The organism is Streptomyces sp. SD15 (assembly GCF_054462255.1).
Genome location: NZ_JBTLMO010000023.1, coordinates 88,808 through 113,451 on the forward strand (window position 1 = coordinate 88,808; position 24,644 = coordinate 113,451).

21 protein-coding genes and 1 pseudogene are annotated in these 24,644 nt (G+C 72.2%); 12 read left to right on the forward strand and 10 right to left on the reverse strand.

Annotated features, from left to right (window positions below; translation table 11 throughout):
- Positions 1-170: 170 nt before the first annotated feature.
- The 4 genes from ACX28W_RS23285 to ACX28W_RS23300 all read right to left on the reverse strand — a co-directional run bounded on the left by ACX28W_RS23285 (position 171) and on the right by ACX28W_RS23300 (position 3,361).
- On the reverse strand, positions 171-1,028 hold the full coding sequence (locus ACX28W_RS23285; RefSeq protein WP_459001134.1) for an SMP-30/gluconolactonase/LRE family protein: 858 nt from the start codon (positions 1,026-1,028) through the stop codon (positions 171-173).
- Positions 1,025-1,801, reverse strand: coding sequence for an IclR family transcriptional regulator (locus ACX28W_RS23290; RefSeq protein ID WP_459001136.1), 777 nt, complete (start codon positions 1,799-1,801; stop codon positions 1,025-1,027). The genes ACX28W_RS23285 and ACX28W_RS23290 overlap by 4 nt, the downstream gene beginning before the upstream one ends.
- Positions 1,802-1,961: 160 nt before the next feature.
- Positions 1,962-3,179: a helix-turn-helix domain-containing protein gene (locus ACX28W_RS23295; RefSeq protein ID WP_459001193.1), complete on the reverse strand. Its 1,218-nt coding sequence runs from the start codon at positions 3,177-3,179 to the stop codon at positions 1,962-1,964.
- Positions 3,180-3,208: 29 nt separating this feature from the next.
- A complete protein-coding gene (locus tag ACX28W_RS23300) occupies positions 3,209-3,361 on the reverse strand; it encodes a hypothetical protein (RefSeq protein ID WP_459001137.1) in 153 nt (50 codons plus the stop codon).
- 238 nt (positions 3,362-3,599) lie between these two features.
- On the opposite strand from ACX28W_RS23300, the gene ACX28W_RS23305 reads away from it, so the two are divergent.
- The 10 genes and pseudogenes from ACX28W_RS23305 (at position 3,600) to ACX28W_RS23350 (ending at position 16,126) form a co-directional block, all read left to right on the forward strand.
- Positions 3,600-4,577: a DUF3068 domain-containing protein gene (locus tag ACX28W_RS23305; RefSeq protein WP_459001139.1), complete on the forward strand. Its 978-nt coding sequence runs from the start codon at positions 3,600-3,602 to the stop codon at positions 4,575-4,577.
- 288 nt (positions 4,578-4,865) lie between these two features.
- Entirely contained in the window at positions 4,866-6,062 is a 1,197-nt protein-coding gene (locus ACX28W_RS23310) for a glycosyltransferase family 4 protein (protein WP_459001141.1), read from the forward strand.
- Positions 6,059-6,820 (forward strand): class I SAM-dependent methyltransferase, encoded by a 762-nt coding sequence (locus ACX28W_RS23315; protein WP_459001143.1) that lies wholly within the window; start codon positions 6,059-6,061, stop codon positions 6,818-6,820. The genes ACX28W_RS23310 and ACX28W_RS23315 overlap by 4 nt, the downstream gene beginning before the upstream one ends.
- Complete coding sequence (locus ACX28W_RS23320; protein ID WP_459001195.1) at positions 6,817-11,439, forward strand: alpha-(1->3)-arabinofuranosyltransferase; 4,623 nt, start codon at positions 6,817-6,819, stop codon at positions 11,437-11,439. Before ACX28W_RS23315 ends, ACX28W_RS23320 begins: the two co-directional genes overlap by 4 nt.
- A complete protein-coding gene (locus ACX28W_RS23325; protein WP_459001145.1) occupies positions 11,436-12,857 on the forward strand; it encodes a condensation protein in 1,422 nt (473 codons plus the stop codon). The genes ACX28W_RS23320 and ACX28W_RS23325 overlap by 4 nt, the downstream gene beginning before the upstream one ends.
- Positions 12,854-13,588 carry a class I SAM-dependent methyltransferase gene (locus ACX28W_RS23330; protein ID WP_459001147.1) on the forward strand — a complete coding sequence of 245 codons (735 nt, stop codon included), beginning with the start codon at positions 12,854-12,856 and terminating at the stop codon, positions 13,586-13,588. Before ACX28W_RS23325 ends, ACX28W_RS23330 begins: the two co-directional genes overlap by 4 nt.
- 15 nt (positions 13,589-13,603) lie before the next feature.
- Positions 13,604-14,509: a hypothetical protein gene (locus ACX28W_RS23335; RefSeq protein ID WP_459001197.1), complete on the forward strand. Its 906-nt coding sequence runs from the start codon at positions 13,604-13,606 to the stop codon at positions 14,507-14,509.
- Entirely contained in the window at positions 14,506-14,733 is a 228-nt protein-coding gene (locus tag ACX28W_RS23340) for a Trm112 family protein (protein WP_459001149.1), read from the forward strand. The genes ACX28W_RS23335 and ACX28W_RS23340 overlap by 4 nt, the downstream gene beginning before the upstream one ends.
- Positions 14,730-15,561, forward strand: a pseudogene (locus ACX28W_RS23345) (FkbM family methyltransferase). Before ACX28W_RS23340 ends, ACX28W_RS23345 begins: the two are co-directional and overlap by 4 nt.
- The gene (locus ACX28W_RS23350; protein ID WP_459001151.1) at positions 15,530-16,126 is read left to right on the forward strand and encodes a hypothetical protein; all 597 of its coding nucleotides are present in this window, start codon (positions 15,530-15,532) and stop codon (positions 16,124-16,126) included. The pseudogene ACX28W_RS23345 and the gene ACX28W_RS23350 overlap by 32 nt, the downstream one beginning before the upstream one ends.
- Here the strand turns inward: ACX28W_RS23350 and ACX28W_RS23355 are convergent.
- From ACX28W_RS23355 to ACX28W_RS23380, 6 genes are all read right to left on the reverse strand, one after another.
- Positions 16,110-16,382 carry a hypothetical protein gene (locus ACX28W_RS23355; protein ID WP_459001153.1) on the reverse strand — a complete coding sequence of 91 codons (273 nt, stop codon included), beginning with the start codon at positions 16,380-16,382 and terminating at the stop codon, positions 16,110-16,112. The two genes, ACX28W_RS23350 and ACX28W_RS23355, sit on opposite strands and share 17 nt — an antisense overlap.
- Positions 16,383-16,575: 193 nt before the next feature.
- Positions 16,576-17,502 carry an ATP-grasp domain-containing protein gene (locus ACX28W_RS23360; protein ID WP_459001155.1) on the reverse strand — a complete coding sequence of 309 codons (927 nt, stop codon included), beginning with the start codon at positions 17,500-17,502 and terminating at the stop codon, positions 16,576-16,578.
- A 42-nt stretch (positions 17,503-17,544) separates the two neighbouring features.
- Positions 17,545-18,981, reverse strand: coding sequence for an FAD-dependent oxidoreductase (locus tag ACX28W_RS23365; protein ID WP_459001156.1), 1,437 nt, complete (start codon positions 18,979-18,981; stop codon positions 17,545-17,547).
- The gene (locus ACX28W_RS23370; RefSeq protein WP_459001158.1) at positions 18,978-20,195 is read right to left on the reverse strand and encodes an MAB_1171c family putative transporter; all 1,218 of its coding nucleotides are present in this window, start codon (positions 20,193-20,195) and stop codon (positions 18,978-18,980) included. Before ACX28W_RS23370 ends, ACX28W_RS23365 begins: the two co-directional genes overlap by 4 nt.
- Positions 20,196-20,201: 6 nt before the next feature.
- Positions 20,202-20,828: a toxin-antitoxin system, toxin component family protein gene (locus tag ACX28W_RS23375; protein ID WP_459001160.1), complete on the reverse strand. Its 627-nt coding sequence runs from the start codon at positions 20,826-20,828 to the stop codon at positions 20,202-20,204.
- Positions 20,825-21,451, reverse strand: coding sequence for a transcriptional regulator (locus tag ACX28W_RS23380; RefSeq protein WP_459001161.1), 627 nt, complete (start codon positions 21,449-21,451; stop codon positions 20,825-20,827). The genes ACX28W_RS23375 and ACX28W_RS23380 overlap by 4 nt, the downstream gene beginning before the upstream one ends.
- 330 nt (positions 21,452-21,781) lie before the next feature.
- Between ACX28W_RS23380 and ACX28W_RS23385 the strand changes: the two genes are divergently transcribed.
- Together ACX28W_RS23385 and ACX28W_RS23390 are read left to right on the forward strand one after the other, a co-directional pair.
- Positions 21,782-23,299 carry an acyl-CoA synthetase gene (locus ACX28W_RS23385; protein WP_459001162.1) on the forward strand — a complete coding sequence of 506 codons (1,518 nt, stop codon included), beginning with the start codon at positions 21,782-21,784 and terminating at the stop codon, positions 23,297-23,299.
- Positions 23,292-24,635 (forward strand): carboxyl transferase domain-containing protein, encoded by a 1,344-nt coding sequence (locus ACX28W_RS23390; protein ID WP_459001163.1) that lies wholly within the window; start codon positions 23,292-23,294, stop codon positions 24,633-24,635. Before ACX28W_RS23385 ends, ACX28W_RS23390 begins: the two co-directional genes overlap by 8 nt.
- The last annotated feature ends 9 nt before the right edge of the window (positions 24,636-24,644 follow it).

Sequence of the window (24,644 nt, forward strand, 5' to 3'; positions counted from 1 at the left end):
TACTGTCGAGAGGTTCGAGTTGTTCGAGTCGTTCGATATTTCGTTGCATGCTCGTAACTTCGAACGGGACCGTAGATAGGAAGCGCTTTCTAGTCAATGGTTTGCGCAAAAATCGAAAGTCCCCGTCCAGCGACCGGCAGCTGGACGGGGACTTCTGACAACGGGAGTCGCTAGCCGGCGAACGCGGGCTGCGCCAGCCCCTTCCCCGCGCCGGGTACCACCAGCACCGAGCCGGAGAGCGGGTGCGGTGCCTCCAGGCCCGTACGGGCCGTGGTGATGTACAGGTCGGTCAGGTCGGCGCCGCCGAACGCGCAGGCGGTGGGGCGGCGGACGGGGAGTGCGAGCACGCGGTCGAGGTCGCCGTCCGGTGTGTAGCGGCGGACCGCGCCGCCGTCCCAGAAGGCCACCCAGACGCCGCCTTCGGCGTCGACGGTGAGGCCGTCGGGGTAGCCGTCGCCGTCTGCGACCGCAGCCAACTGCCGCCTGTTCACGGGCAGTTGATCATCACCGACGTCGAACACGTCGATCCGGCGCGTCGGCGTGTCGATGTAGTACATCAATCGGCCGTCGGGGCTCCACCCCGTGCCGTTGCTGACGGTGACGTCGTCGAGGAGGGCGTGGACGGTGCCGTCGGGGGCGAGGCGGGACAGGGTGCCGCCGCCCGGCGCCTCGTCGTAGCGCATCGTGCCGGCCCAGAGCGTGCCGTCGGGGGCGATGGCGGCGTCGTTGCCCCGGCGGCCGGGGACGGGGTCGCGGTGCAGCCAGCGGAAGCCGTCGGGTGAGCCGCTGGGGCCGTAGAGCCCCACGCCGTCCCGGAGGTTGACGACCAGTCCGCCGCCCGCGCGGGGCTTCGCCGCGCCCACGTGCTGCTCGGTGGCCAGCACCGTACGGCGGCCGGAGGCGGGGTCGTAGGTGTGCACCCGGGAGCCGAGTATGTCGACCCAGATCAACCGCTGCTCGCGCGGGTCCCAGGTGGGGCCCTCGCCGAGGGCGGCTTCGGCGCGTACCGCGACATCGACGGCCGTCACTTCACCACGCTCCGGTAGCCGAGGCGCTCGGACAGTTCGACGGCGCCCTTCGCGGCGAGCTGCTCCAGCTCGACGCGGCGCTCGTCGCTCCAGCGGATCATCGGTACGGAGATGGAGAGCGCGGCGACGACCTGCCCCGTGCGGTCGCGCACCGGGGCGGCGACGCAGCTGACGTCCGGGTTCGACTCGCGGCTCTCCACGGCGACGCCGCGGCTGCGGATCTCCGCGAGGGCCTCGCGCAGGGCGGACGGCTCGGTGATGCTGTTGGGCGTCATCGCGACCAGGTCGGCGTCGTCGGGGATGCGGGCGGTCAGCTCCGGGTCGGGGAGCGCGGCGAGCAACATCTTGCCGACGGAGGTGCAGTGGGCGGGCAGGCGCCGGCCCGCCGCCGACACCATGCGCACGGCGTGCGTGGAGTCGACCTTCGCGATGTAGATGACGTCCGTGCCCTCGAGGATCGCCACATGGACGGTCTCGTCGCAGGTCTCGGCGACGGAGCGGGCGACCTGCTGGCCCTCGGCGGCGAGGTCCAGCTGCTCGGCGTACCGGCTGCCGAGCTGGTAGGGCCGCACACCGAGGCGGTAGCGTCCCGGCTGGCTCGGCACCTGCACGATGTACGAGCGGGCGGCGAGCGTGGTGACCAGCTCGTGCACCGTCGTACGGGGCAACTGCAGCCTGCGCACGATGTCGGGGGCGGAGAGCGTCCCGTCTCCGTCGAGGAAAAGCTCCAGTATGTCCAGAGCTCGGGTCACGGCAGGTACGAGGCGTCCCACAACCGGCCCCCTCCCTTGTGTCTCAGTGCCTGTGTTCGAACAATACTCGTGTTCGAAATTTCAACAGACGATCGGCATGACGAACACAGGCTAGTCATAGTGGTCTTGCGGGGGCAATGGGTGGGTAACGGTTAGGTGTCGGGGCTGTGCTTCCGGCGGGTCAGCGGCGGGCGCGGGGGTCGCCCAGTTCACCTCGGAGTCGCTGCGCGCGGAGCACCAGCTCCAGCTCGAAGCGCCGGTCCGGATCGTCGATCTCGTCGCCCCACAGTTCTCGGATCTGGCGGAGGCGGTAACGGACGGTCTGGGGGTGCACACCGAGCCGCGCCGCGACCTCCGGCGCGCCCCCGCGTGTTTCCAGCCAGGCCAGCAACGTCTCCGCGAGACGCCGCCCGTGTGTGGGTCCGCAGTGGGCCAGCGGTGCCAGACAGCGCAGCGCGAGGTCGTCGATCAGCTCCTCGGGCTGGAGCAGCACCAGGGCCTCCGTGTGCTCCGTACAGTGCAGCACCTCCCCGCCCGGCAGCAGCCGCCGCTCCATGAGCCGTACCGCCGCGACCGCCCAGCGCAGCGACTTCGCCGCGTCGGCGAGCGGCACCGGTGGCCCGATCGCGCCGGACCAGCCGGTCAGCGCCCGGTGCAGCAGCTCCGGGCGCCCCGCGGCGTCCGGCTCGGGCACGACCATCCGCGGCTGCTCGTACTCCATGTCGAGCAGCACCCCTTGCCCCACGGCGGGCGCGACCGCCTCCCGGGCCGGGCGCAGCAGTACCCCGACGGCGACCTTGTCGGGCAGCGGCCAGCCGATGCGGGCGGCCCGTTCGACGAGCGCCTCGGCGGGGTCGCCCCGGTGCTGGTGCTCGGCGAGCAGCAGCTCCATCAGACGGCGCTGGAGGCGCAGGCGCTCCCCGGCCTGTCGGGCGGCGGCCTCGGCGTATCCCCGGACCGACTGGTTGACGAGGCCGTCCAGATACTCGTATCCCGCGTCGACGAGCTCGTACATCGCCGGTGGCGGGATGTCGACCCGTTGCCCGATCTCCGCGAACCGGCGCCAGGCGAGGCGGACGCCCAGCCGGTAGATCGCTTGGAGTGAGTCGAGGCTGCGCCCGTTCAGGCCCTCGCCGCGGCCGAAGTCCTGGAAGACCTCCGGGGGGACGCGGGGTCTGCCCTCCGCCGTCTCCAGGTGCTGCACGAAGACCTCGATGGCCCGGCGGATGCCGACGAGGGCCATCGGCTCGCCGGAGTCGTCGAGGACGACGGGCAGCTGCGGGTACTCGCGGCGGATCTCGCGCAGGATCTCCTCGGCCAGCGCGGGCGCCTCGGCCAGGGCGATCGCCGCGAACTGCCGCACCTGGAGGCGGGGAACGTCATGCCAGGCCGAGCGCATGGCGACGGTTCCCTGGCGGGCGCTCACGGTCACCGGACCTGGTCGGCATGCTCGTAGGTGATCAGTGGTGTGTTCGGCTGGTCGGGCCTCGCTTCGAGCAGCGCGACGATGCCGAACGCGGCGCCCACGGCGAGTGCGGCGGCGGCCACGACGGTCAGTACGGCGGCGAGCAGTCTGGACATCGCAGGGTCAGCCTCTCTGTCGGAGGTCGTCCCCACCGTCACCCGTCACCGTTTCGCCGGTCCCGCCCGGCAAGTCCTCAGTCTCGACAATGCGTTGACACTCCGTCAAGGGTGCGCCTACGGTTTCCGGCCCATACCGCACGTGCACTTTCCCTCCTGGTGTCGACGCACCCGTATCACCGCGTATCAGCCCGTATCACGTGTGCGTCGAGCCTCCTCACGCCCCTGGAGTGCCCGGATGCGCCGGAAAGCCTCACCCCTCGCACTGGTCCTACTGGGCCTCGGCACCTTCCTGCTCGTGCTGGCCCCGATGCTCGCGTGGTACGTCGCACCACGCGCCGCCGTGAATCCCATCGACATCGACACGACCGCCGTCTACTCCGGCGAAGGCGCCTATTTCGACGCCGCCGAGGTCCGGACCCTGCACGACAAGCGCATCACCGTCACCCAGCGGGTCCGGGGCGATGTCGCCGACAGCGAGCGCAGCGGGCGCGCCGTCTGGGACGTCACGACGACGGTCGACACGGACAAGTCGCTGCCCGCGGCCGATCCGCACGACGCGCTGCTGTTCTCCCCGCACCGCTGGGTCACCGACCGGAGGACCAACAAGCCGGTGCACTGCTGCCAGGAAAACCCGTACTTCGCCGGCGACGCCTACCTGAAGTTCCCCTTCGACGTGCAGAAACACGCGTACCGCTGGTGGGACAGCTCCCTCGGCGCGCCCATCACGCTTGCCTACCGCGGCACCAAGAAGATCCAGGGCTACACGGGTTACCGCTTCACCGGCACGGTCGCCCCGACGAAGGTCGGCACCCGGATGGTGCCGGGCGGCATCGTCGACCAGCCCGAGCGCAGCCAGGTGCTGGCCGAGGAGTGGTACTCCAACCACGGCATCGAGCTGGTCGTCGACCAGCGCACCGGCCGGGTGCTCTACGCCCAGGTCGGACCCCGCAGGACGCTGCGCGCCCCGGAGGCCAAGAACGACGCGGTGCTGCTCCTGGACGCCGACAAGCTGGCCTTCACCACGGCGACACAGAAGTTCGCGGTGAAGCAGGCGAAGAAGGAGAGCGGTCAGCTGCGCATGGTGGGGGAGACGTTGCCCATAGGTGCCGGCGTGCTGGGATTCGTCCTCGCCGCGACGGGAGGCGTTTTGGTGGTACGCGGGCGACGGGATCCCGGTTCGTCCGGTGCGTCCCCTTCACCGCTCACGATGTGATGCGGCGTCAGCTCCACAAACCCCGAATTTGTCACCTCGGTGAGTAGCCGCATCGAACCACCGGGCGAAAACTATCCACCCCCACCCGAGCACAGCCCACCCACAGCACCGTTGCAGCCGATACCCGAATCCCCCACAATCGGCAGATTTCCCGCACGATCGACTACCGGATACCAACCAGCAGATACCGGATATCGGATACCGACCACCGGATCGACTACCACTTGAGTTGTTCCACGCCCCGCCCCCCACGCTGAGTTCCGCACCCTGAGACGAGTTGGAGCACCCATGCCCCAGCACGTGCCCTCCCCGCTGCGCGCCGCGCTCCCGCGCTCCGCGCAGTCCGTGCAGTCCATGCAGTCCATGCAGTCCTTCCCGGCGCTTCTTCCCCCGCAGCCGCGCCGCATTGTCTTCCTCGCCCATCGGGACCTCGGAAACCCGTCCGCGGGCGGCTCCGAGATCCTCGTCGACCGGCTCGCCGACGGGCTGACCGGGCTCGGTCACCAGGTCACGCTGCTGTGCGGCGGACCCGCGGCCTGCCCCGACCATCGGGAGCGGGCCTACCGGGTCGTCTCGGCCGGCGGCGACCTGGGGCACTTTCTGCGCGCCCGTTCCGCCTTCCATCGTCAGGTCGGTGACTGCGATCTCCTGGTCGAGGTGTGCAACGGCATGCCGTACCTGGCGCCGATGTGGCACCACGGCCCCACGCTGTGCCTGGTCAACCACGTCCACACGGACATGTGGAGGATGCGGTTCGGCGGACCGCTCGCGCCCGCCGCCCGGATCGGCCGAAGACTCGAACACTGGGCGCTGGCGGGCCCGCGGCGCAGCAATCTCCTGGTCGCCGTCTCGCCGTCGACGGCCCACGCGTTGCGCGCGATCGGGGTGGAGCGGGAGCGCATCCGGGTCGTGCACAACGGGGTCGAGGAGCCGGGGCCGCGGGCCGAGCGCTCACCGGAACCGCTGTTCGTGGCGGTGGGGCGGCTCGTCGAGTACAAACGGATCGATCTGCTGCTGCGGCTGTGGGAGCGGGTCCGCCCGGTCACCGGCGGCCGGCTGGTGATCGTCGGGGACGGTCCCGAGCGGGCGCGGCTCGAGCAACTCGCGGGAGCTGATGTGGAGTTCGCGGGTCATGTCTCCGAGGCCGAGAAGCACCGTCTGCTGTGCGCCGCCTGGCTGCTGCTGCATCCCTCCGCCGTCGAGGGCTGGGGCCTGGTGGTCACGGAGGCGGCGGCCCGGGAGACCCCGGCGGTCGCCTTCGACGTACCCGGGCTGCGCGACTCGGTGGTGGCCGGCGAGACGGGCGTACTGGCCCGCGGCGAGTCCTCCTTCGCGGCCGCGTGGTGCGCCCTGGCCCTGTCCACCCACCGCCGCACCCTCATGGGCAAGGCCGCTCGCGAGCGTGCGGCCCAGTACCACTGGAACAACACGGTCCGCCAGTTCAGAGCGGTGGCCGGGGAGGCGGTGAGGGGCTGGACGCCATGACCGCCCCCCAGGGCGAGGGGACCGGCACGGGTCTCAAGGACCCCTCCGTACGTCGCTCCCTCACCCTCTTCCGTGCCTTCCGGCGTGAGCAGGACGACCCGGAGACCTGTTACTCGCTGCTCGCTCGTGACGCCGCCGATCAGGTCGAGGCCTACGACGGTCCGGTCGGCGGCCGTACCGTCGTGGACGTCGGCGGCGGCAGTGGGTACTTCACCGAGGAGTTCCGACGGCGCGGCGCCCACGCATACCTCTTCGAGCCGGACGTAAGGGAGTTGGGGCCGAAGCCGCCGGTTGCGTCCGTGGTCGCCGACGGATATCTGCTGCCGCTGGGCGACGGGGTCGCCGACGTCACCTTCTCCTCCAACGTGCTCGAGCACGTGGCCGATCCACAGACGTTCCTCAGTGAACTCGTGCGGGTCACCCGGCCCGACGGGCTGATCTACGTGTCGTTCACCAACTGGCTCTCCCCGTGGGGCGGTCACGAGTGGGCGCCCTGGCACTACTTCGGCGCCGAGCGGGCGCGGGCCCGCTATCACCGCCGTACCGGAAAGACCGCCAAGCACACCCTCGGCGAGAACCTCTTCGCCGTGCACATCGGCACCACCCTGCGGCAGGTGCGCGCCCGCGACGACATCACGGTCGTCTCGGCGCGCTCCCGCTACTGGCCGTTCCTCGCCTCCGCCGTCACGAAGACGCCGGGGCTGCGCGAGTTCGCCACCTGGAACCTCCTCCTCATCCTCCGGCGGTGTCCACCATGACGACCACGGTCCAGGCTCCTCCCCCGGCAGCCGCCCGCCCCGTCAGGGCCACCTCCGGTCCGCCGGAGAAACCGCGGTCGCGGCGCTGGCTGCTGGGGTTCTGGGCCGTGGTGTTCGTGCTGTTCCTGGCCGTGCACCCCGGGCGGACCACCTTCGACACCAAGCTCGGTGTCGTGCTCGATCCGTGGCAGTTCCTCTCCGATCTGGGCCAGTTGTGGCACGACCGGGGTGGATTCGGCGGCATCCAGGACCAGTACGTCGGCTACGTCTGGCCGATGCTGCCGTTCTACGGCCTGTGCAAGCTGATCCAGCTCCCGGTGTGGCTGGCGGAGCGGCTGTGGCTGTCGCTCGTCGTGTCCGTCGCCTTCTGGGGCGCGCTGCGGCTGGCCGAGCGGCTGCGGATCGGCACTCCGGCGTCCCGTCTCCTCGGCTCCGTGGCGTACGCGCTGTGGCCGGTGTTCACCGTCGTCATCGGCTCGACCTCCGCCGCCGCGCTCCCCGGCGCCTTCCTCCCCTGGGTGCTGCTGCCGCTGGCCGACGCGCGCTACAGCGCCCGCGTCGCCGCCCTCCGCTCCGCGCTGATCATCCCCTTCATGGGCGGCGTGAACGCGGCGGCGACCCTGGCGTCGCTGCTCCCGGTCGGGCTGTATCTCCTCTCCCGTCCGCGCGGGCCCCGGCGGCGCAAGCTGATCGTCTGGTGGGTGCCGGGCGTGATCCTGGCGACGGCCTGGTGGGTGGTCCCGCTGCTGATGCTCGGCATCTACGGCGAGAACTTCCTTCCGTACGTGGAGACTTCACAGACCACGACCGACACGATGTCCGCGGTGGAAAGCCTGCGCGGTGCGGGCAACTGGGTCGCCTATCTGCACTTCGGCGAGGCCTGGCTGCCGGCCGGCTGGACCGTGGCCGCCTCCGTCGTCGTGATCGTCTGCTCGGCGCTCGCGGCCGGGCTCGGCCTCGCCGGGCTGGCGCGACGGGACATGCCCGAGCGCCGCTGGCTCGTTCTGACCGTGCTGTCGGTCGCACTCATCACCCTGGCCGGGTACGGCGGTTCGTTCGGGGCGCCCTTCCACGGCGTGGTCCAGGACTGGCTGAACGGCTGGCTGGTCCCCTTCCGGAACATCTACAAATTCCAGCCGGGGCTCGCGCTGGCCCTGGTGTTCGGGCTGGCCCATCTGGTGGGCATCGCCGCCACGGAACGCGGGGCCCGTCCCGTACGCGGCCGCCGCTTCGCCCCGCTGATCGCCGCCGTCCTGGTGCTCCCGGGGCTCGCCTGGCCGTATCTCAACGGGTCGATCCTGAACCCGGGGTCGTTCCAGGAGCTGCCCAAGTACTGGCAGACCACGGCCGACTGGCTCGAGAAGTACTCCCCCGACTCCCGCGCGCTCGTCGTCCCCGCCACCGCGCACGGCATCTACACCTGGGGCTCCCCCATCGACCAGCCCCTCGACGTGCTCGCCGACTCCCGCTGGGCACAACGGGATTACGTCCCGTTCGGCACCCCGGGCAACCGGCGGGCCATGGACGCGGTCGATCAGGCGTTGCTGACGGGGAGTGAAGTCCCGGGTCTCGCAGATTATTTGAGCCGCTCCGGCCTCTACTACGTCGTCGTACGCAACGACCTCGACCCCGACCAGCTCGGCCACGCCCCGACCACGACCGTGAAACGGACCCTGGAGCAGTCGGGCTACCGGCGTGTCACCGGGTTCGGTCCTGTCATGACCGGCGGACGCATCCCGAACGACACTCCCTTGCAGGTCGAGGGCCTGTACCCGCGTCAGCGCGCGGTCGAGATCTACGAACCGGCGAGCCAGGACGTGCCGCGGCCCGGACAGGCCGGGCTCAGCGCGATCGCGGACACCGCGGTCGTCTCGGGCGGCCCCGAGGCCCTGCTGCCGCTGGCCGCCGACCCGTCGATACGGGGCCGTGCCACCGTCCTCACCGGCGACAACCATCCGGGCCTCGGTACCCCGGAGGTCCAGGTGGTCGGCGACGGGCTGCGACGCGCCGACACCCGCTTCGGGCTGGTCAACTCCAACACCTCGTACACGTACACACCCGACCAGCGCAATGACAGCGACAGCGCGCAGGACCCGGGCGCGAAGCCGCACCAGATCCTGCCCACGAAGGGCATCGAGCACCAGACGGTGGCCGCACTGCGCGGCGCCCGCGAGGTGACCGCGTCCTCCACCGGCAACTGGCTGTTCCATCTCCCGCAGTACGACCCCGTGAACGCCTTCGACGGCAACCCGGACACCGCGTGGGCGGAGGGCGCGGCCGGTTCGGCGAACGGACAGTGGCTGCGGATCCGCTTCGAGGGGTCCGTGGACATACCGTCGTCGTTCAAGGTCACTCCGCTGCCGCAGGACGGGGTGCGGTCCGCGGCGACACGGGTACGGGTGGAGACGGAGAGGGGGACCGTCACCAGCCACCTCCAGCCCAACGGCATGAGCCAGTCCATCAAGGCCCGGGCGGGGTCGACGAGTTGGATGAAGCTGACGATCGTCGGCTCGACCGAGCAGCGCGCCGGGCTGACCGGCGCCGGCTTCTCCGAGATCGATCTCCCGGACGTCCAGGTGACCCGCCTGCTGAAGCTCCCGACCGACGCCGCCGGCTCGGACGCCTCCGCCGAGGTCATCTCCCTGCACCGCACCGCCGACCCCACCGGACTCGCCCCGACAGGCACGGAGGCGGGCCTGCACCGCACCTTCTCGACCTCGACGGCGGGATCGTACGAGGTGAAGGCGAGCGCGGTCGCGATCACGGGCGAGGATCTCGACAAGCTGCTCTACGACGTCGCGCCCGAGCAGCAGAGCCGCATCACCGCGACGGCGGACTCGACGACGCGGCTCGGCCCCGGTCTGTCGGCGCGCAGTCTCACCGACGGCAACCTGACCACGGCGTGGATCGCCGGCGACAACCCGACCATCCACCTGAGCTGGCCCGACAAGCAGCCCGTCTCGTCCATCGTGCTGGCCCCGGCGGGCGGGCTGTCGACCCGCCCGACGAAGATCGACATCCGCACCCCGGACGGGGACACCGTCGCCGGGGTCGACGAGAACGGCTGGGCCCGCTTCGAGCCGATCACCACCGACCGCCTCGACATCACCGTCACCGAGACGGCTCCGCTGACCGTCCACAACCCGGTCGCGGGCGCCGACCTGCAACTGCCGGTCGGCCTGACCGAGGCGTACATCCCCGCCCTCGACCAGTACCGCAGCCCGCAGCCCCCCGACACCCAGGAGTTCTCCCTCCCCTGCGGGAGGGGACCGGTGCTCGCGGTCGACGGAAAGCTGTACGAGACGAGCGCGCAGGGGACGGTACGGGATCTGACGGAGCGGCGCGAGATCGATCTGACGCTCTGCCAGGATGGTCGTACAGCAACGGCGTTGGACCTCGGCTCCGGCTCGCACCGGGTCGAGGCGGGCGACGCCGGGCCGCTCTCCGTCACGGACGTGACCCTCACCCGCGGCACGGTCACGGCGGCCGCCGGTGCCGGGCGTGAGCTGCGGATCGTGGACTGGCTGGGCGACCGCCGCGAGGTGACGGTCGGCTCGGGCGCCGCCTCGTACCTGACCACGTACGAGAACTACAACGACGGCTGGCAGGCCACCCTGGGCGGCAAGAAACTGTCGCCGGTACGGCTCGACGGCTGGCAGCAGGGCTGGCGGATCCCGTCGGGCGCGGGCGGCACGGTCACACTGTCGTACGAGCCCTCCACGACGTACGAGGCCGGGCTGATCGGCGGCGGGGTCGGCGTGGCGGCTCTCGCGGGCCTCGCGCTGTGGCGCCGCCGCGAGCCCGACCCCGACGCGTCGCAGCCGGTGCCGGCGGTGCCGGGGCCCGGGCTGTGGCTCGGCACGGTGGCGCTCACGCTGGTGGCGGTGGTGATCTGCGGGTTCTTCGCCCTGCTGGTCCCGGCGCTGGCCCTGCTCGCCTGGAAACGGCACGCCCTGCTCGTACCGCTCGCGTTCCTCGCGCTCGCGGGGGCGGGGATCGTCGCGGCCACGGGTAACGGGTCGGCGCCGGCCTCGGGCGAGGGGGCGTTCGGGCCCGCGGCTCAACTGCTGGCGTTGATCGGCCTGTTCGCGGCGCTGGTGAGTGTCGGGGAGGCGCCGTCCGGACAGGGCGCCGCACACCCCGGCGCCCGGGGCTCCGGCCCGGGGACCTCCGAAGCGCCACTCCCCTTCCCACAGGCCCCGCCGGGACCGCTGCCGCGCCGGGTGCGAGGGGAGAACGGCGGGCCGGGGTCCCTCGAGGAGGAGCCGGGCGCCGAGTCCGGACGCGGCGCGCGAACCACCGGGGCCGAACCCACCGCACAGGCCCCGGGGACCGGACCCGCCTCCAGCACCACCATCTCCGCGCGCGGCCCTGGCTCCCCGCCACCCGAGGTCGCCGCCGACCCGCCGACCGCCCGTATCGCCTTCCGCAAGCCGAGGTTCCGGGCGACACCGCCGGGGGCCACGGGGAACCCGGCCGGCGCGGACACAGGGAAAGGCGAGGGCACAGGAAGGGGCGACGACGCAGGAAGGGGCGAGGACACAGGGAAGGGCGAGGACACAAGGAAGGGTGAGGGCACAGGGAAGGGTGAGGGCACAGGGAAGGGCGAAGCCACATGACCGCCATCGAGCACCCGGCACGGGACGCGGGCGACGGACCGCCAGTGCCCCGGCCCCCCGCCCGCGTCCCGTTCCCCGTCGTCGACGAAGTCGCCCGGCACTGCCTCCAGGAGGAGGAGCCCGAGACCGTCCACATCGAGGTCCACCTCCCCGGCCGCCTGGACCCCGCCCGCCTCACCGCGGCCTTCACCGAGGCCCTGCACCGCCACCCCCGCGTCCTGATGCGTGAGGCCGCGCGCCCCTGGTACCGGCGCCGCTACGAGTGGGAACTCACCCCCGACCCGGACGTGCCGGTCGTGTCCTTCCCGCCCCCGGACCGGGACGCCCTCCAGCACGCGCGGACCAGAGCCCTGGTGAACGCCCCGTCGCTGTCCGCCTCGCCTCCCATCCGACTGGAGATGGTCGAGGGCGCGGGCCCGCCGGTGGGCAGCGCGGCGACGGACTCGGTGGGGGTGCGTACGACCGGGACCGGCACGTCGACCCCGAGCCGCGCACCCCACCCGCACACCCACCTCGGCACCGTCCTCTTCCTCACCGTCAACCACACCGCCCTCGACGGCCCCGCCTGCCTCCGCATCCTCGCCACCGCCGCGGAGCTGTACGGCGGCGAGGACAACTCCCCGGCCGCACCACCCCTGCGTACGCCCTCCCCGGCGCCCGCGACCGGACCGGTCGACACCCCCTCCACGTGGACCCCGCCCGCCCGAGTCGCCCACGGCACCCCCGAACCCTCCCCGGGCAACGGCCTGCTCGTCACCGAGTTCGCCGTCCCGCGCCGCCCCCAGGGCTCCCCGTACACCGTGAACGACCAGCTCATGGTCACGACGGCGCTCATGATCGCCCACTGGAACCGGGAACACGGCGCCCGCCCGCGCCGCCCCCTGCGCATCACGATGCCGGTCGACGACCGCCCCCGGGGTACGGACATGCCCATCGGCAATGGGACGCGGCTCGTCGAAGTCCCCTTCACCCCGAAGGAGTTGGACCAGGACCGGCTGGGCGAGCTGTTGCGCCGTACGGCGGACCGCACCCGCGCGCTCAAGTCGCTCCCGCGCCCCCAACTCGGCCACGGGGCGGCCGTCCTGACCGCCCCCGTGGTCCCCGTCGCCTGGCGCGCCGCCCTCACCCGGGGACTGCGCCGCGCGGCCGCGCCCTGGACGTCCACCACACTGCTGAGCAACATCGGCCGCATCCCGTACGCGCTGGACTTCGGCGGGGAGGCGGGCCGCGCGCACGCGGTGTGGTTCTCGGCGCCCGCCCGTATGCCCCGCGGTCTGACCGTGACGACCGCGTCCACCGCGGGCCGCCTGCACGTCGCCCTGCGCTGGTCGCGCACCCTGCTCAGCCACGGCGACGGCGCCCACCTCCGCGACCTCTTCGAGCACTATCTGCACAGGACGCAGGAGGACCCCGGATGACGACAACGACCCCCGCCCGCACGGAACTTCGTGACTTCTACGAGGATCCGGCCGTCCCCGTCGCCTCCGGCACCCCGCGCAGCCTGCGCCAGGCCCGGATGCTGGCCGCCGCGCTCGGCCCCGCCACGGACGGCGCCCGGACCGTCCTGGACATCGGCTGCGGCGACGGCACCGCGGCCGCCACCGCCGCGCCCCTCCTCGTCGGCCACCGTCTCGTCGGCGTCGACTGGTCGCAGGACGCCCTCCGACGCGCCCATGCCCGGCTGCCGTACACGATCCGCGGCGAACTCACCGACGGCGGACTGCCGTTCGCGTCCGCCCACGCCGACGCGGTCCTGTTCAGCGAGGTGATCGAACACCTCGTGGACCCGGACGGCGCCCTCGACGAGATCCGCCGGGTCCTGCGCCCCGGAGGCCACTTGATGCTCTCCACGCCGAACCTCGCCGCCTGGTACAACCGCGCCCTGCTGCTCGCCGGCGTCCAGCCCGTCTTCTCCGAGGTGAGCCTGCGCGCGATCCACGGGCGCCCGGGCAGGGAGGTCGTGGGCCATCTGCGGCTCTACACCGCCCGTGCGCTACGGGAGTTCGTGTCGGCGGCGGGCTTCGAGATCGTAGAACTGCGCGGGGCGCCCTTCCACGGCGTACCGCGCCCGCTGCGCCCCCTGGACCGGCTGGCCTGCGCGGTCCCGTCGACGGCCTCCATACTCCTGCTGCACGCCCGAAGGACGTAGCCCATGTGGTGGGGAGTGGCCGCGGCCCTGCTGGCGAACGTCCTGTACAGCACCGGATTCGTCCTGGAGAAGCGCGCGCTCGCCGCTCTCCCCGTGGTGGACATCCGCCGCCCCGCCCACCTGCTGCGGCTCGTCCTGGGCAGCCCCCTGTGGATCGGCGGCTCGCTCGCCCTCGCCGCCGGGTTCGGCGCCCAGCTCGCCGTCTACCGCACCCTGCCGATCGCCGCCGCCCAGGGCATCTTCGTCTCCGGACTCGTCCTGCTGGTACTGCTCTCCTCCCAGCTGCTCGGTGAGGAGACGACCGGCCGCGAGCGGTATGCGCTCGGCGCGATCCTCCTCGCCCTGCTGATGGTGGTCCTCTCCCTGAGCGAGGGCTCGGACACCGTCGGCCGCGGCGCGCCCGCCCCGCTCGTCCTCACGGTCTGCCTGCCGACGCTGGCGACGGGCGTGTGGCTGTACCGGGCCGCCGAGCGCCGCGCGCGACACCGGCACCGGATGCCGACGACGGGGGTCGAATACGGCGTGGCGGTGGGCCTGTTGTACGGGGTGAGCTCGCTGGCCATCAAAGGCGTGTCGAGCTATCTGACGACAACCGACCTGGCGGGGGCGGTCGTTGCCGTCCTCCGCTCCCCGTACCCCTATCTCCTCCTCTTCACCGGCGCGTTCGGCCTGGTCATGTCGCAGGCGGCGTTGCAACGCTGCCGGGCCTCGCTGATCGTGCCGGTCTGTACGACAGTGACGTGTCTGTTCACAGCGGTGCTCGGCACGCTCGCGTTCGGTGAGGCGCTGCCGCAGGATCCGGTGCGGCTGGCGCTGCGCCTGGCGGGCACCGCCCTCGCGGTGTCCGTACTGCTCGCCATGCCCAAGCACGACACGGCACCCCAACCCCCCATCGCGGCCAAGGAGTTGACGCCCCCATGAACCCCGACGACCCACTGCTCAAGATCCTGGCCTGTCCCCTGGACAAAGGCCCGTTGCACCTGCTGGTCCCGGACGATGCCCCGAGTTCCGAGGAGGCGCTCTACAACCCGCGCCTGCACCGCCGCTACCCGATCGTCGACGGCATTCCGCAGCTGCTGCCGTCCTCCGGGGAGCAGGTCACGGAGGACGAACACGAGGAACTCCTCAAGCGGATGGCCCCATGACCGGCCGCGCGAGGAGAACCCTGGCCGCCCGCCTCGCCCCCTTCCTCCCCACCCGCCTGGTCGCCGCCACCGCCCGGCTCGTCTACCCGCGCTTCGAACCCGAGCTGGCCCGCCTCGCCGAACTCTGCCCGCCCGGCTGCGGCACGGCCGTGGACGTGGGCGGCTGGTACGGCCCCTGGACGCACCGTCTGTCGCGCCGGGCCCACCGCGTGGTGACCATCGAACCGGTCCCCCACCTGGCCGGGCTCCTCGCCTCCGGCACCCCCGCGAACGTCCGCGTGGTCCGCGCCGCCGCCTCCGACCAGCCGGGCACGGCCCGCCTCTGGCTGCCGCCGGGCGACGCGGGCGACCGGGGCGTCTCGTCCCTGGTCCGCCGGGACATCCACGCCCGCGCCCTCGAAGTCCCCTGCGTGACCCTCGACGGCCTGAACCTCCGCGACGTCGGCTTCATCAAGATCGACGTGGACGGCAACGAGCTGGCGGTCCTGCGCGGCGCGGACGCCTTGCTGGCCCGCGACCGCCCCGCCCTCTTCATCGAACTGGAGTCCCGCATCCAGCCGATCGCCCCCGTGATCACGTACCTCTCGGAGCGCGGCTACACCGGCTGGGTCCTCCCCAGCACCAGCTGGCTCCCGCTCGCGTCCTTCCCCCTGGAGGCCCACCAGGCCCGCACGTCCCACGTGGTCGCGCAGGGTCTACTACGCCGGGTCCTCCCCCCCGCCCGGCCTCCGCTACGTGAACTCGGTCCTCTTCCTGCCGGACGGCCGCCGCCCGGGCGCCCACCCGATACGCGAGCATGGACCCCATGCCCGCCAAGCGACCCGCTAGCCCCTTCACCCCGCTCGACTTCCAACTCGTCCTGCTGCGCCGCATGGCCGACCACAACCCGGACCTGGTCGAGGACGCCCGCCACGAGCTGGGCGTCTCCATCGCCGAGATGCGCGAGGCCAACCGCCGCTGGCAGGCGATGCTGCACGCCCCGCGCTCCCGCGCCGCGACCTCCCGCTATCGCTCGATCCTCGGCCCTCCGGAGTCGGTCACCCCCCGCCAGATCGGCGACCTCGCCTGCGAGGCCCACCTCTGGCCCGTTCCCCTCTGGCCGGACCTCCGCTTCGAGGTCCTCGTCGCCCCGAACGGCGTGGCCTGGAACGAGTGGCTGGTCCGCGCCCCAGACGCCGAAGGCCCCGTCCTGAAGACCCTGGACGACCTCCGCCCCTGGTCCTGCACGGTCGACGAGGTCGCCCACGCCTTCGCCCCCGCCCGCCCCCTGGAGGGCACCGCCCCGACCCGCTGGGGCCTGGCGTTCACGGCCCCGGACGAGTCGGGGGTACGGCGGGAGTGCGCGGCGGAGTTCACCTGGGGGCTGTTGCAGCGGGTCAGTCCCACCAGTTGAACAGCAGGTCGCTGAGCACCTCCGGGTGCCAGTAACGGATCTGGGCGAGCTCCGCTGTCGACAGCTCGCTCAGGTCCACCCGGGTCATCGGCGTACTCAGTTCCTCGACCGGCAGTATCCGCAGGCCCGCGGCCTCGAACCCGCCCGCCCACGACGGCGGGTCCACGAAGCCCGACACCGGCTTGCCCGGCATCGGGGGCGTCTCGATGAAGGCGGCGACCGGCAGGTGAGCGTGACACAGCACTATGTGTGACACAGGGCCTTGGGCGATCGTGACCGAGTGAAAGGTGTGCGCCTCGGCGGAGACCAGTTCCCCGACCCGGGCCCGGCTCCCTCGTGCGGCTTCGGCGCAGGCACGCCGAAAGGACGCCACATCCGTGGTCGGAAGTGGCTCGTCATCACGGCCCCAGAACCCAGTGGCTCCCGGGCAGGTCGTATCACCGCAGTCCCTACCGCTCGTCCGCTGCCCGCAGGATCGCCTCGACGACACTCGGTACCGACTCCGGGTGCAGCCACAGGAAGAGATTCGGCTCGACGAGCTCGAGTTCCATGACGCAGGGCTCCCCGTCGTCGCCGTCGACGAGATCGACGCGGGCGTAGAGCAACTCCGGTGCGTCGGGGCCCTGGGGTACGGATGCCAACGCCTTGTTCGCCACCGAGAGTTCGGCCGGAGTCGGCTCCCACACCTCCAGCCGGGGATGCGCAACCTTGTCCGCGTCGTACGCCGTCCCGGGCGCGAGCACGGCGCCCTTGCGACTGGCGTGCAGGAGACGTCCGCCGAAGAACTGCAGTGCGCGCTCCCCGGCGGTGTCGATGTTCGTCAGATAGGGCTGGACCATCGCGGTCAGCCCCTCCTCATGCATGCGCGCGAGCTGCCGTACGGCGGTCTCCCGCTCCTCGGGCGTGTAGCGGGCGGCGAACCGCGCACCCGCGCCCGACGTGGGTTTCACGACGAACTCGTGGCCGTCGGGAAGATCGGCGAGACTCGCGGGGTCACCCGGCGCGAGATACCTGGTCGGTACGGTCGGCACCCCGGCCTCCGCCAGCTCCCCGATGTAACGCTTGTCGGTGTTCCACCGCACCACCGCCGCCGGATTCGCCAGCCGCGTGACCTTCCCGCACCGCTCGGCCCACGCCACGAACTCCGCCACCCGCCAGCTGTAGTCCCAGGTCGACCGGATCACGACGAGGTCGAACGCCCCCCAGTCGACCTCCGGGTCGTCCCAGAACTCGACCGAGGCCGCCGCCCCGGCCTCCTCCAGTGCCGCCTTCAGCACGGGCAGATCCCGGTCCGCGCTGACCTCGCCCTCCTCCGGACGGTAGGTGGCAAGTGCGACTCGGGCACGGGCGGCTGTGCGGGCCACGGCGGACTCCATCCTCGTAACGGCTGATGCCCGGCGAGGCTAACAATCGCCGCTTCAACCGTTGACGGTCGGCCCGTCGGCCGCCTTCCACTCCTCGTGGGTGAGGGGTGGCTCGGTGAGCTGGGGCTTGAGGGGGCCGCGTACGGCGGCGAGGAGGACGCCGGGGGTGAGGAGGACGTGGGCGCCGCGTTGGAGGGAGGAGACGTCGGTGAAGCGGCGGGCGATGCGGCCGTTGCCGGTGGCGGTGTAGAGGAGACGGTCGACGTATCCGGCGAGGATGCGGTCCCGGAGGGTGGGGCCGGTCTTCGTCGCCCCGGGGTAGAAGACGTCCTGGCCGGTGGCGAGGTCCCAGGCTGCGTCGACCGGGCGGGCCGCCGCCTTCTGGACGGCGCGGGCCAGCCCGGGGGTGCCCCAGCCCCGGCGGCGGATCGTGGCGCGCAGCGCCAGCGCGCTCTGGGCCGCGACCGACATGCCGTGGCCGTAGACCGGGTTGTACGCGGCGAGCGCGTCGCCGAGGACGACGAAGCCGTCGGGCCAGCGTCGGGCGCGCTCGTAGTAGTGGCGGCGGTTCGCGGTGGTCCGGGTGAGGGCCACACCGGTCAGCGGTTCGGCGTGGGCGATGAGCTCGCCGATGACAGGGTGGCGCAGCTCCTCGAGGGCGAAGCGGTGGAAGTGCGTCTCGTCGGCGGTGGGCTCGCCGCCGCGGGTGCCCGACAGGGTGACCAGCCAGCGGCCGTCCTCGATGGGCACCAGGACGCCCCCCTTGCCTGGCTTTCCGTCGCGCGGGACCGGCTGCACGTTGATGACGGGGAAGCCGTGCCGCGCCTTCTCGGGGGCGCGATAGAGCCGACTGGCGTACGCGAGGCCTGAGTTGACCTCCCGTTGTCCGGGGGCCGGGAGGCCCAGGGCCGTCAGCCACTCCGGGGTGCGGGAGGCGCGTCCGGTGGCGTCGACGACCAGGTCGGCCGGGAGGGTGCGCTCGGCGTCGTCGTGGCTGCGGACGCGGACGCCGGTGACGGCGGTGGCACTGCCGGCGAGGCCGAGCGCCTCGGCGCGTTCGACAAGCTTGATCCGGTCGTCTTCGAGGACCTTCGCCCGGAGGGTCGCGTCGAGCAGATCGCGGCTGCTGAGGATCATGAAGTGGGACTCGGTCCAGCGGCGGAACCAGCCCTGGGACGAGAGTGCCACCATGTCCGTCGGCACCGGCAGGCGGTGCGCTCCGGCCGCGGCGAGCAGTTCGGTGACGCCCGGCACGAGTTCCTCGACCGCCTGTACGCCGCCGGACCACAGCGTGTGCACGTGCTGGGCCTGGGGCAGGTTCTTGCGCCGCTCGGGTCCGTCGGGCAGGACGTCGCGCTCGACGATCGTGACGACGTCCGCGAACTCGGCCAGGGCGCGGGCCGCGAGCATGCCGGCCAGGCTGCCGCCGAGGACGACGGCGGATCTCAGGGGCCGGGCGGGGACACTCGTGGGGCTGGGGCTGGCACTCATGGGGCTGGCACGCTCTCTGCTGCGGCGGCCGCTGCGTCGCGGACCGCCCTGATGTCGTCGGTGTGGCGGAGGGTTCGGGACACGGCCTCGATGTCCGCCAGCAGGCTCTCCGTGTCCGGACTGTTGAGGGGAGCGGTGATGTCCCCCTCCCGGGTTCGTTTCCTGGTCTCGATGGCATCCTTGATCGTCACGACGTGGGCGAGCGACCGGGCCCGGCCCGCCTCGAATCCCAGGCCATCGGCCGCGTCGTACGCCCTGCGCCACAGGTCCTCGTCGATGAACCGGGCGAGATGGAGCAGCGCGTCGCGGATGAACGTCTCGCGGCGCGTCAGCCGCAGCTCGGGGGTGGCCCGGAGCTTGAGCGGGATACGGCCGCCGGTGACGGTCCGGGTCAGCCGGTACAGGGGGCGCAGGTGCCAGTGGGAGAGCCGGGTGCGCGCACGGCGGTGCAGGTACTGGCCGGCGTGCGGCAGGATGAAGCCGACCGCGATCAGGATGGCGGAGACGGCGGCGACCGGCGGGGCCAGGCCGGTGCTCAGCCAGTCCAGGTCGTGGCCGGTCCAGCGGGCGACGACCGCCGCGATCTTCGCGCTGTCGTAGATCAGGTTCATCGCGTAGCCGACGCCCAGGGACTTCAGACCGCTGCGCAGCCATACGTCGAGTCCGTCGGTGCGGATCCAGTTCCAGATCAGCTTGGACGTGATCACACAGGCCACGGTGTGCGCGAGCAGATAGAGCACGATCTCTTCGCGCATGAAAGCGGTGCGGGCGTAGTACGTGTCGAGGTCCCGCACCCGTTCGACGTCCGCGTCGGCGAGCGCGAACAGCACCCACAGGGCGACGATCACGCCCGCGTAGACGGTGACCACCCAGCGGGTGGCGCGGCGGGTGGTGCGCGAACGGTCGGAGATGCCGTTGCGCCAGGCGGTGATCAGCAGCAGACAGGACCCGCAGAACGCGGTGATGAGGCTGTAGACCAGGGGCGCCGCGATGTTCGGTACGCCGGTGACGCGGTTGGTCCAGGCGATGGTCTGCGGCGCCGCGAAGACGAAGACCGCGCAGGCGAGGACGAGGAGGCCGCCGACGGCTCGGAGGAGCGGGTCCTTCCAGAGCTTGACGATGCTGGGCAGTTTGATCGCCAGGGCGGCGGTGAGGACCGCCGTCGGGATCCAGAACGAGATGTAGAACCCGGCGAAGAAGCGGGAAGGATTCATCGCCGGTCAGTCCTGGGGTCCGCGGTAGCCCAGGGCGGCCTGGATGGCCCGTCCGACCGGGTCGACCGGTCCCTGGGTACGGGACCCGGTCACCCAGGACCGGAACACACTCGCGAGATGGAGGCCGAAGTCCTCCGCCTCGGCCTCGTCGGCCTCATGGGAACCGTTGCGGGCGGCGACGGTGAGCGCGATCTCCTGCCAGCCGGGGTCGTCGGAGAGGGCGCGTGCGGCGGCCGCGCCGGCGAAGTGGTGGTGCGAGTGCGAGTGCCCCGCTGCCATGTGCCACAACTCATGGCCGAGGATGACGAGTTGCTGCACGGTCTCGGCGCGCTCCTCGACGACGACGAGGTCGAAGTCGTGGAACTCCATCCACAGGCCGGTGACCTCGATCTCGTCGGGGAAGCGCTCGAAGCGCAGCTGAATGGGCCGCCCGTCGCGGCGGGCACTCATCTCCTGGCACAGCGCCTGGGCCAGCTCCCGTACGTCGACCGGAGCGTCGAGCCTCTTCCGCAACGTGCGGGCGAGCTCCACGGCGAGGCCGCGCATCTCGGAGTCGGCCTGGCGGGAGAACAACGCGGCCGTACGGGCCCACACCCGGCCGGCACGCTGCGCCGCTCCCCTCCCCCTCCTCATCGTTCCGTCTCCTCGCCGCTCAGCAGGCCTTCGAGCATGAGGGCGAGCGCTTCCTGCTTGCGGGGAGTCAGCCGCCTGCCCCGCAGGGCGAGCGTGACGACACCGTGCTTGATCGTGAACCTGAGCAGCGGCCCGTCCTCCACCCCGCCTTCCAGCTCCCTCAGAACGCGCTGCAGCGCCCCGTTCAGGACGACGGGGGCCGGGTCGGTGAAGAACTTCGTGCCCTGTTCGATGTGGAAGAACTCCGCGAGCCGGGTGAGGTCCGGCACGTTCGGCATCTTGTCGCCGCTGAGGAGGCTACGGGCCCACTTGTCGCTGATCCCGAGCCCGGAGGCGACATCCCGGCAGACATCCGCGGGCCGCCTCCCGCTCTCGGCGAGATACGCCTCGTACAGCGCGCGCACCCGCCCCCGGATCCGGTCGCCGACCCCTTCCTCACGAGCCGACCCGCCTTCGAGCAGGCCCCGGACGTCGTCCTGCGCGAGAGCCGTCGCCCGCGACAGCGCTGCCACGTCGAGGACTTCGCCGCGCTCGAGGCCCTTCTCGGCGATCTGCGTGTCGAGTCGCGCGAGTGTCTCGTGAAGCGGAGGCAGGGACGACTCACTCACCAAGAACCCACTCACCAAGGCACTCCCGGTAGTTGACTCGTCACATTCTCGCCCCGTGGGCCGAGACTACGGGCCGGGGCCGACCCGCGCCACGTTTTCCGAACGATCGTTCCCGGTTCAAGAACGATCGTTGACGGCACGGGGCGGGCGCGGCCACCACACCAGGCCGGAAACGGGACCGCCCGCTTCCGGAGCGTCCTCGTGTGATGTGCCTCCCGCTTCCGTCGATCGATCCCGTGTTCCGGCGGGTTTCCATGGCCCTGGTGTAGGAACGGTTCTGTCTGTCACCCGCAGAACGTCCCTACGGGCGCCCACCGGCGTCCCCACCGGCAAGGAGTACCCCACGTGTCCTCCCTCTTCCCGGCCCTGGTCAGTGCTTCGACCGCGGCGCGGCCCGCCCTGCGCTTCGGCGACCGGTCCCTGACGTACGCGCAGCTCGCCGCCTCGGCGGGTGAGCTGGCCGCGCGGCTCGACGGGCGGGGGAGGGTCGCGGTGTGGGCGACGCCGTCCCTGGAGACGGCCGTCGGAGTGGTGGCCGCGCTGCTCGCCGGGGTGCCGGCCGTGCCGCTCAACCCCAAGTCGGGGGAGGCCGAGCTGGGGCACATCCTGTCGGACAGCGCGCCGTCGCTGGTGCTGGCCGGGGCTGGGGACACACTCCCGGGCCCGCTGGGTGAGTCGGAGCGGATCGATGTGGCGGTGGACGCCACCGGCCCGGTACCGCCGGAGGTGCACGCCGAACTCGACCCCTCCTCCCCCGCCCTCATCGTCTACACCTCCGGCACCACCGGCCCGCCCAAGGGCGCCGTCATCCCGCGGCGCGCGATCGCCTCCACCCTGGACGCGCTGGCCGACGCCTGGCAGTGGACCGGCGACGACGTGCTCGTGCACGGGCTGCCGCTCTTCCATGTGCACGGGCTGATCCTGGGTGTGCTCGGACCGTTGCGACGGGGCGGGTCGGTGCGGCATCTGGGGCGGTTCAGCGCGGAGGGCGTGGCGCGGGAGCTGGGCGAGGGGGCGACGATGCTGTTCGGGGTGCCGACGATGTACCACCGGCTCGCCGAGTCGCTGGCTCAGGACGCGGAGCTGGCCAAGTCGCTCGGCCGGGCGCGGCTGCTCGTGTCCGGCTCCGCCGCGCTGCCCGTGCACGACCATGAGCGGATCACGGCCGCGACCGGACGCCGGGTCGTCGAGCGGTACGGCATGACGGAGACCCTCATGAATACGAGTGTGAGGGTGGACGCTCAGGCGCGGCCCGGGACCGTCGGCGTACCGCTGCCCGGCGTCGAGCTGCGGCTCGTCGAGGAGGACGGGACGACGCTCGCCTCGTACGACTCCGACGGCACCCCCACCGGTGGACGCGACGCCGACGGCAATCCCACGGTGCCGTACGACGGTGAGACGGTCGGTGAGATCCAGGTGCGCGGGCCGAACCTCTTCACCGAGTACCTGAACCGGCCCGACGCGACCGCCGCCGCGTTCACCGGGGACGGCTGGTTCCGCACGGGCGACATGGCGGTGCGCGACGCGGACGGCTCCGTACGCATCGTGGGCCGCAAGGCCACCGACCTGATCAAGAGCGGTGGTTACAAGATCGGCGCCGGTGAGATCGAGAACGCGCTGCTCGAACACCCCGCCGTGCGCGAGGCCGCCGTCACCGGTGAGCCGGACGACGACCTGGGCGAGCGGATCGTGGCCTGGGTGGTGCCGGTGGAGCCCGCGGGACCCGGCCTCGACCGCGAACTCTCCGACCACGTGGCCCGCCGTCTCGCCCCGCACAAGCGCCCACGTACCGTGCACTTCCTCACGTCCCTGCCCCGCAACGACATGGGCAAGATCCTTAAGCGAGCCCTCCAGAATGACTGAGCGCTTCTCGGCCCGCGAGGCCATCGCCCTCGCCTGCGACGAGTTCACCGAACTCCCCGTACCCATACGGCACTTCGCGCCCGACGGCCCGCTGTCCTGGCAGGGTTACGACGACTCGCGCGCCCGCGCCGTCGCCCGCACCGGCGAGGACGAGTCGGTCGTCTGCGGCAGCGCGGTCATCGGCTCCACCCGCGCCGTGCTGATCGCCTTCGAGTTCGGCTTCCTCGGCGGCTCGCTGGGCGAGCGCACCGGCGACCGGCTGGAAGCGGCGTACACCTACGCCCGGGAGCACCGGCTGCCGGTCGTCTCGCTCGTCGCGACGGGGGGCAGCCGGATGCAGGAGGGCATGCTCGCCCTCACCCAACTCCAGCGTGTGGCACGGCAGTCGGCGCTCACCCGTGAGGCGGGGCTGGCACAGATCGCCGTGCTGCGGGATCCGACGACGGGCGGCGGCTGGGCCACGCTGGGCGCGGGTTCCGACGTGACGTTGGCGCTGTCCGGCGCTCAGGTCGGCTTCGCGGGCTCCCGGGTCCGGCCGCCCGATGCGGACCCGGCGGCGTACACGGCCGAGGCCCAGGTGGCGGCCGGCGCGGTGGACGCCGTAGTGCAGGAGGATCATTTGAGCGAGACGATGACACTTTGGCTCGAACTGCTCACGCCTTCGTCGACCCCGCCCCACCCCCCGGCCGCGGCTCCCCCGTTCGCCCTCGGCGCCCCCGACCTCCCCGGCACCGGCTGGGACGCCGTGCGGCGTGCCCGCTCGCCCGAACACCCCCGCGCCGCCGCCTACTTGGACGCGTACTTCACGCGACGTGCGGCGATCAGCGGTGACCGTTGCGGCGGTACCGACGACGGCATGCTGTGCGGTTTCGGCTTCGCGCACGACGGGCGGACCGTCGCGTACGCGGCGCAGTGCGGGACCGCGACCCGCCCCGCCGGATATCGCACCGCGGCCCGGCTGATCCGGCTCGCCGGCCGGCTCGGCATCCCCGTTCTCACGCTGGTGGACACCCCGGGCGCCGCGAACGACGCGGACGCCGAGCGAGGAGGCGCGGGCTCCGCGATCGCGGACCTGTTCGCCGCGGTGGCCACCGCCCGTACGCCCGTCACCACGCTGGTGATCGGCGAGGGCGGCTCGGGCGGCGCCCTCGCACTGGCCGCACCCGGCAACACCTGGGCCACGCCGGACAGCTACTTCTCCGTCATCGCGCCGGAGCTCGCGGCCGCGATCCTCAAGCGCCCCACGAGTGAGGTGCGGGCCACGGCGGACCAGCTCCGCATCCGGCCCCAGGATCTGGTGGACCTGGGCGTCATCCGGGGCATCGTGAGCGCGTAGGCGTGCGTC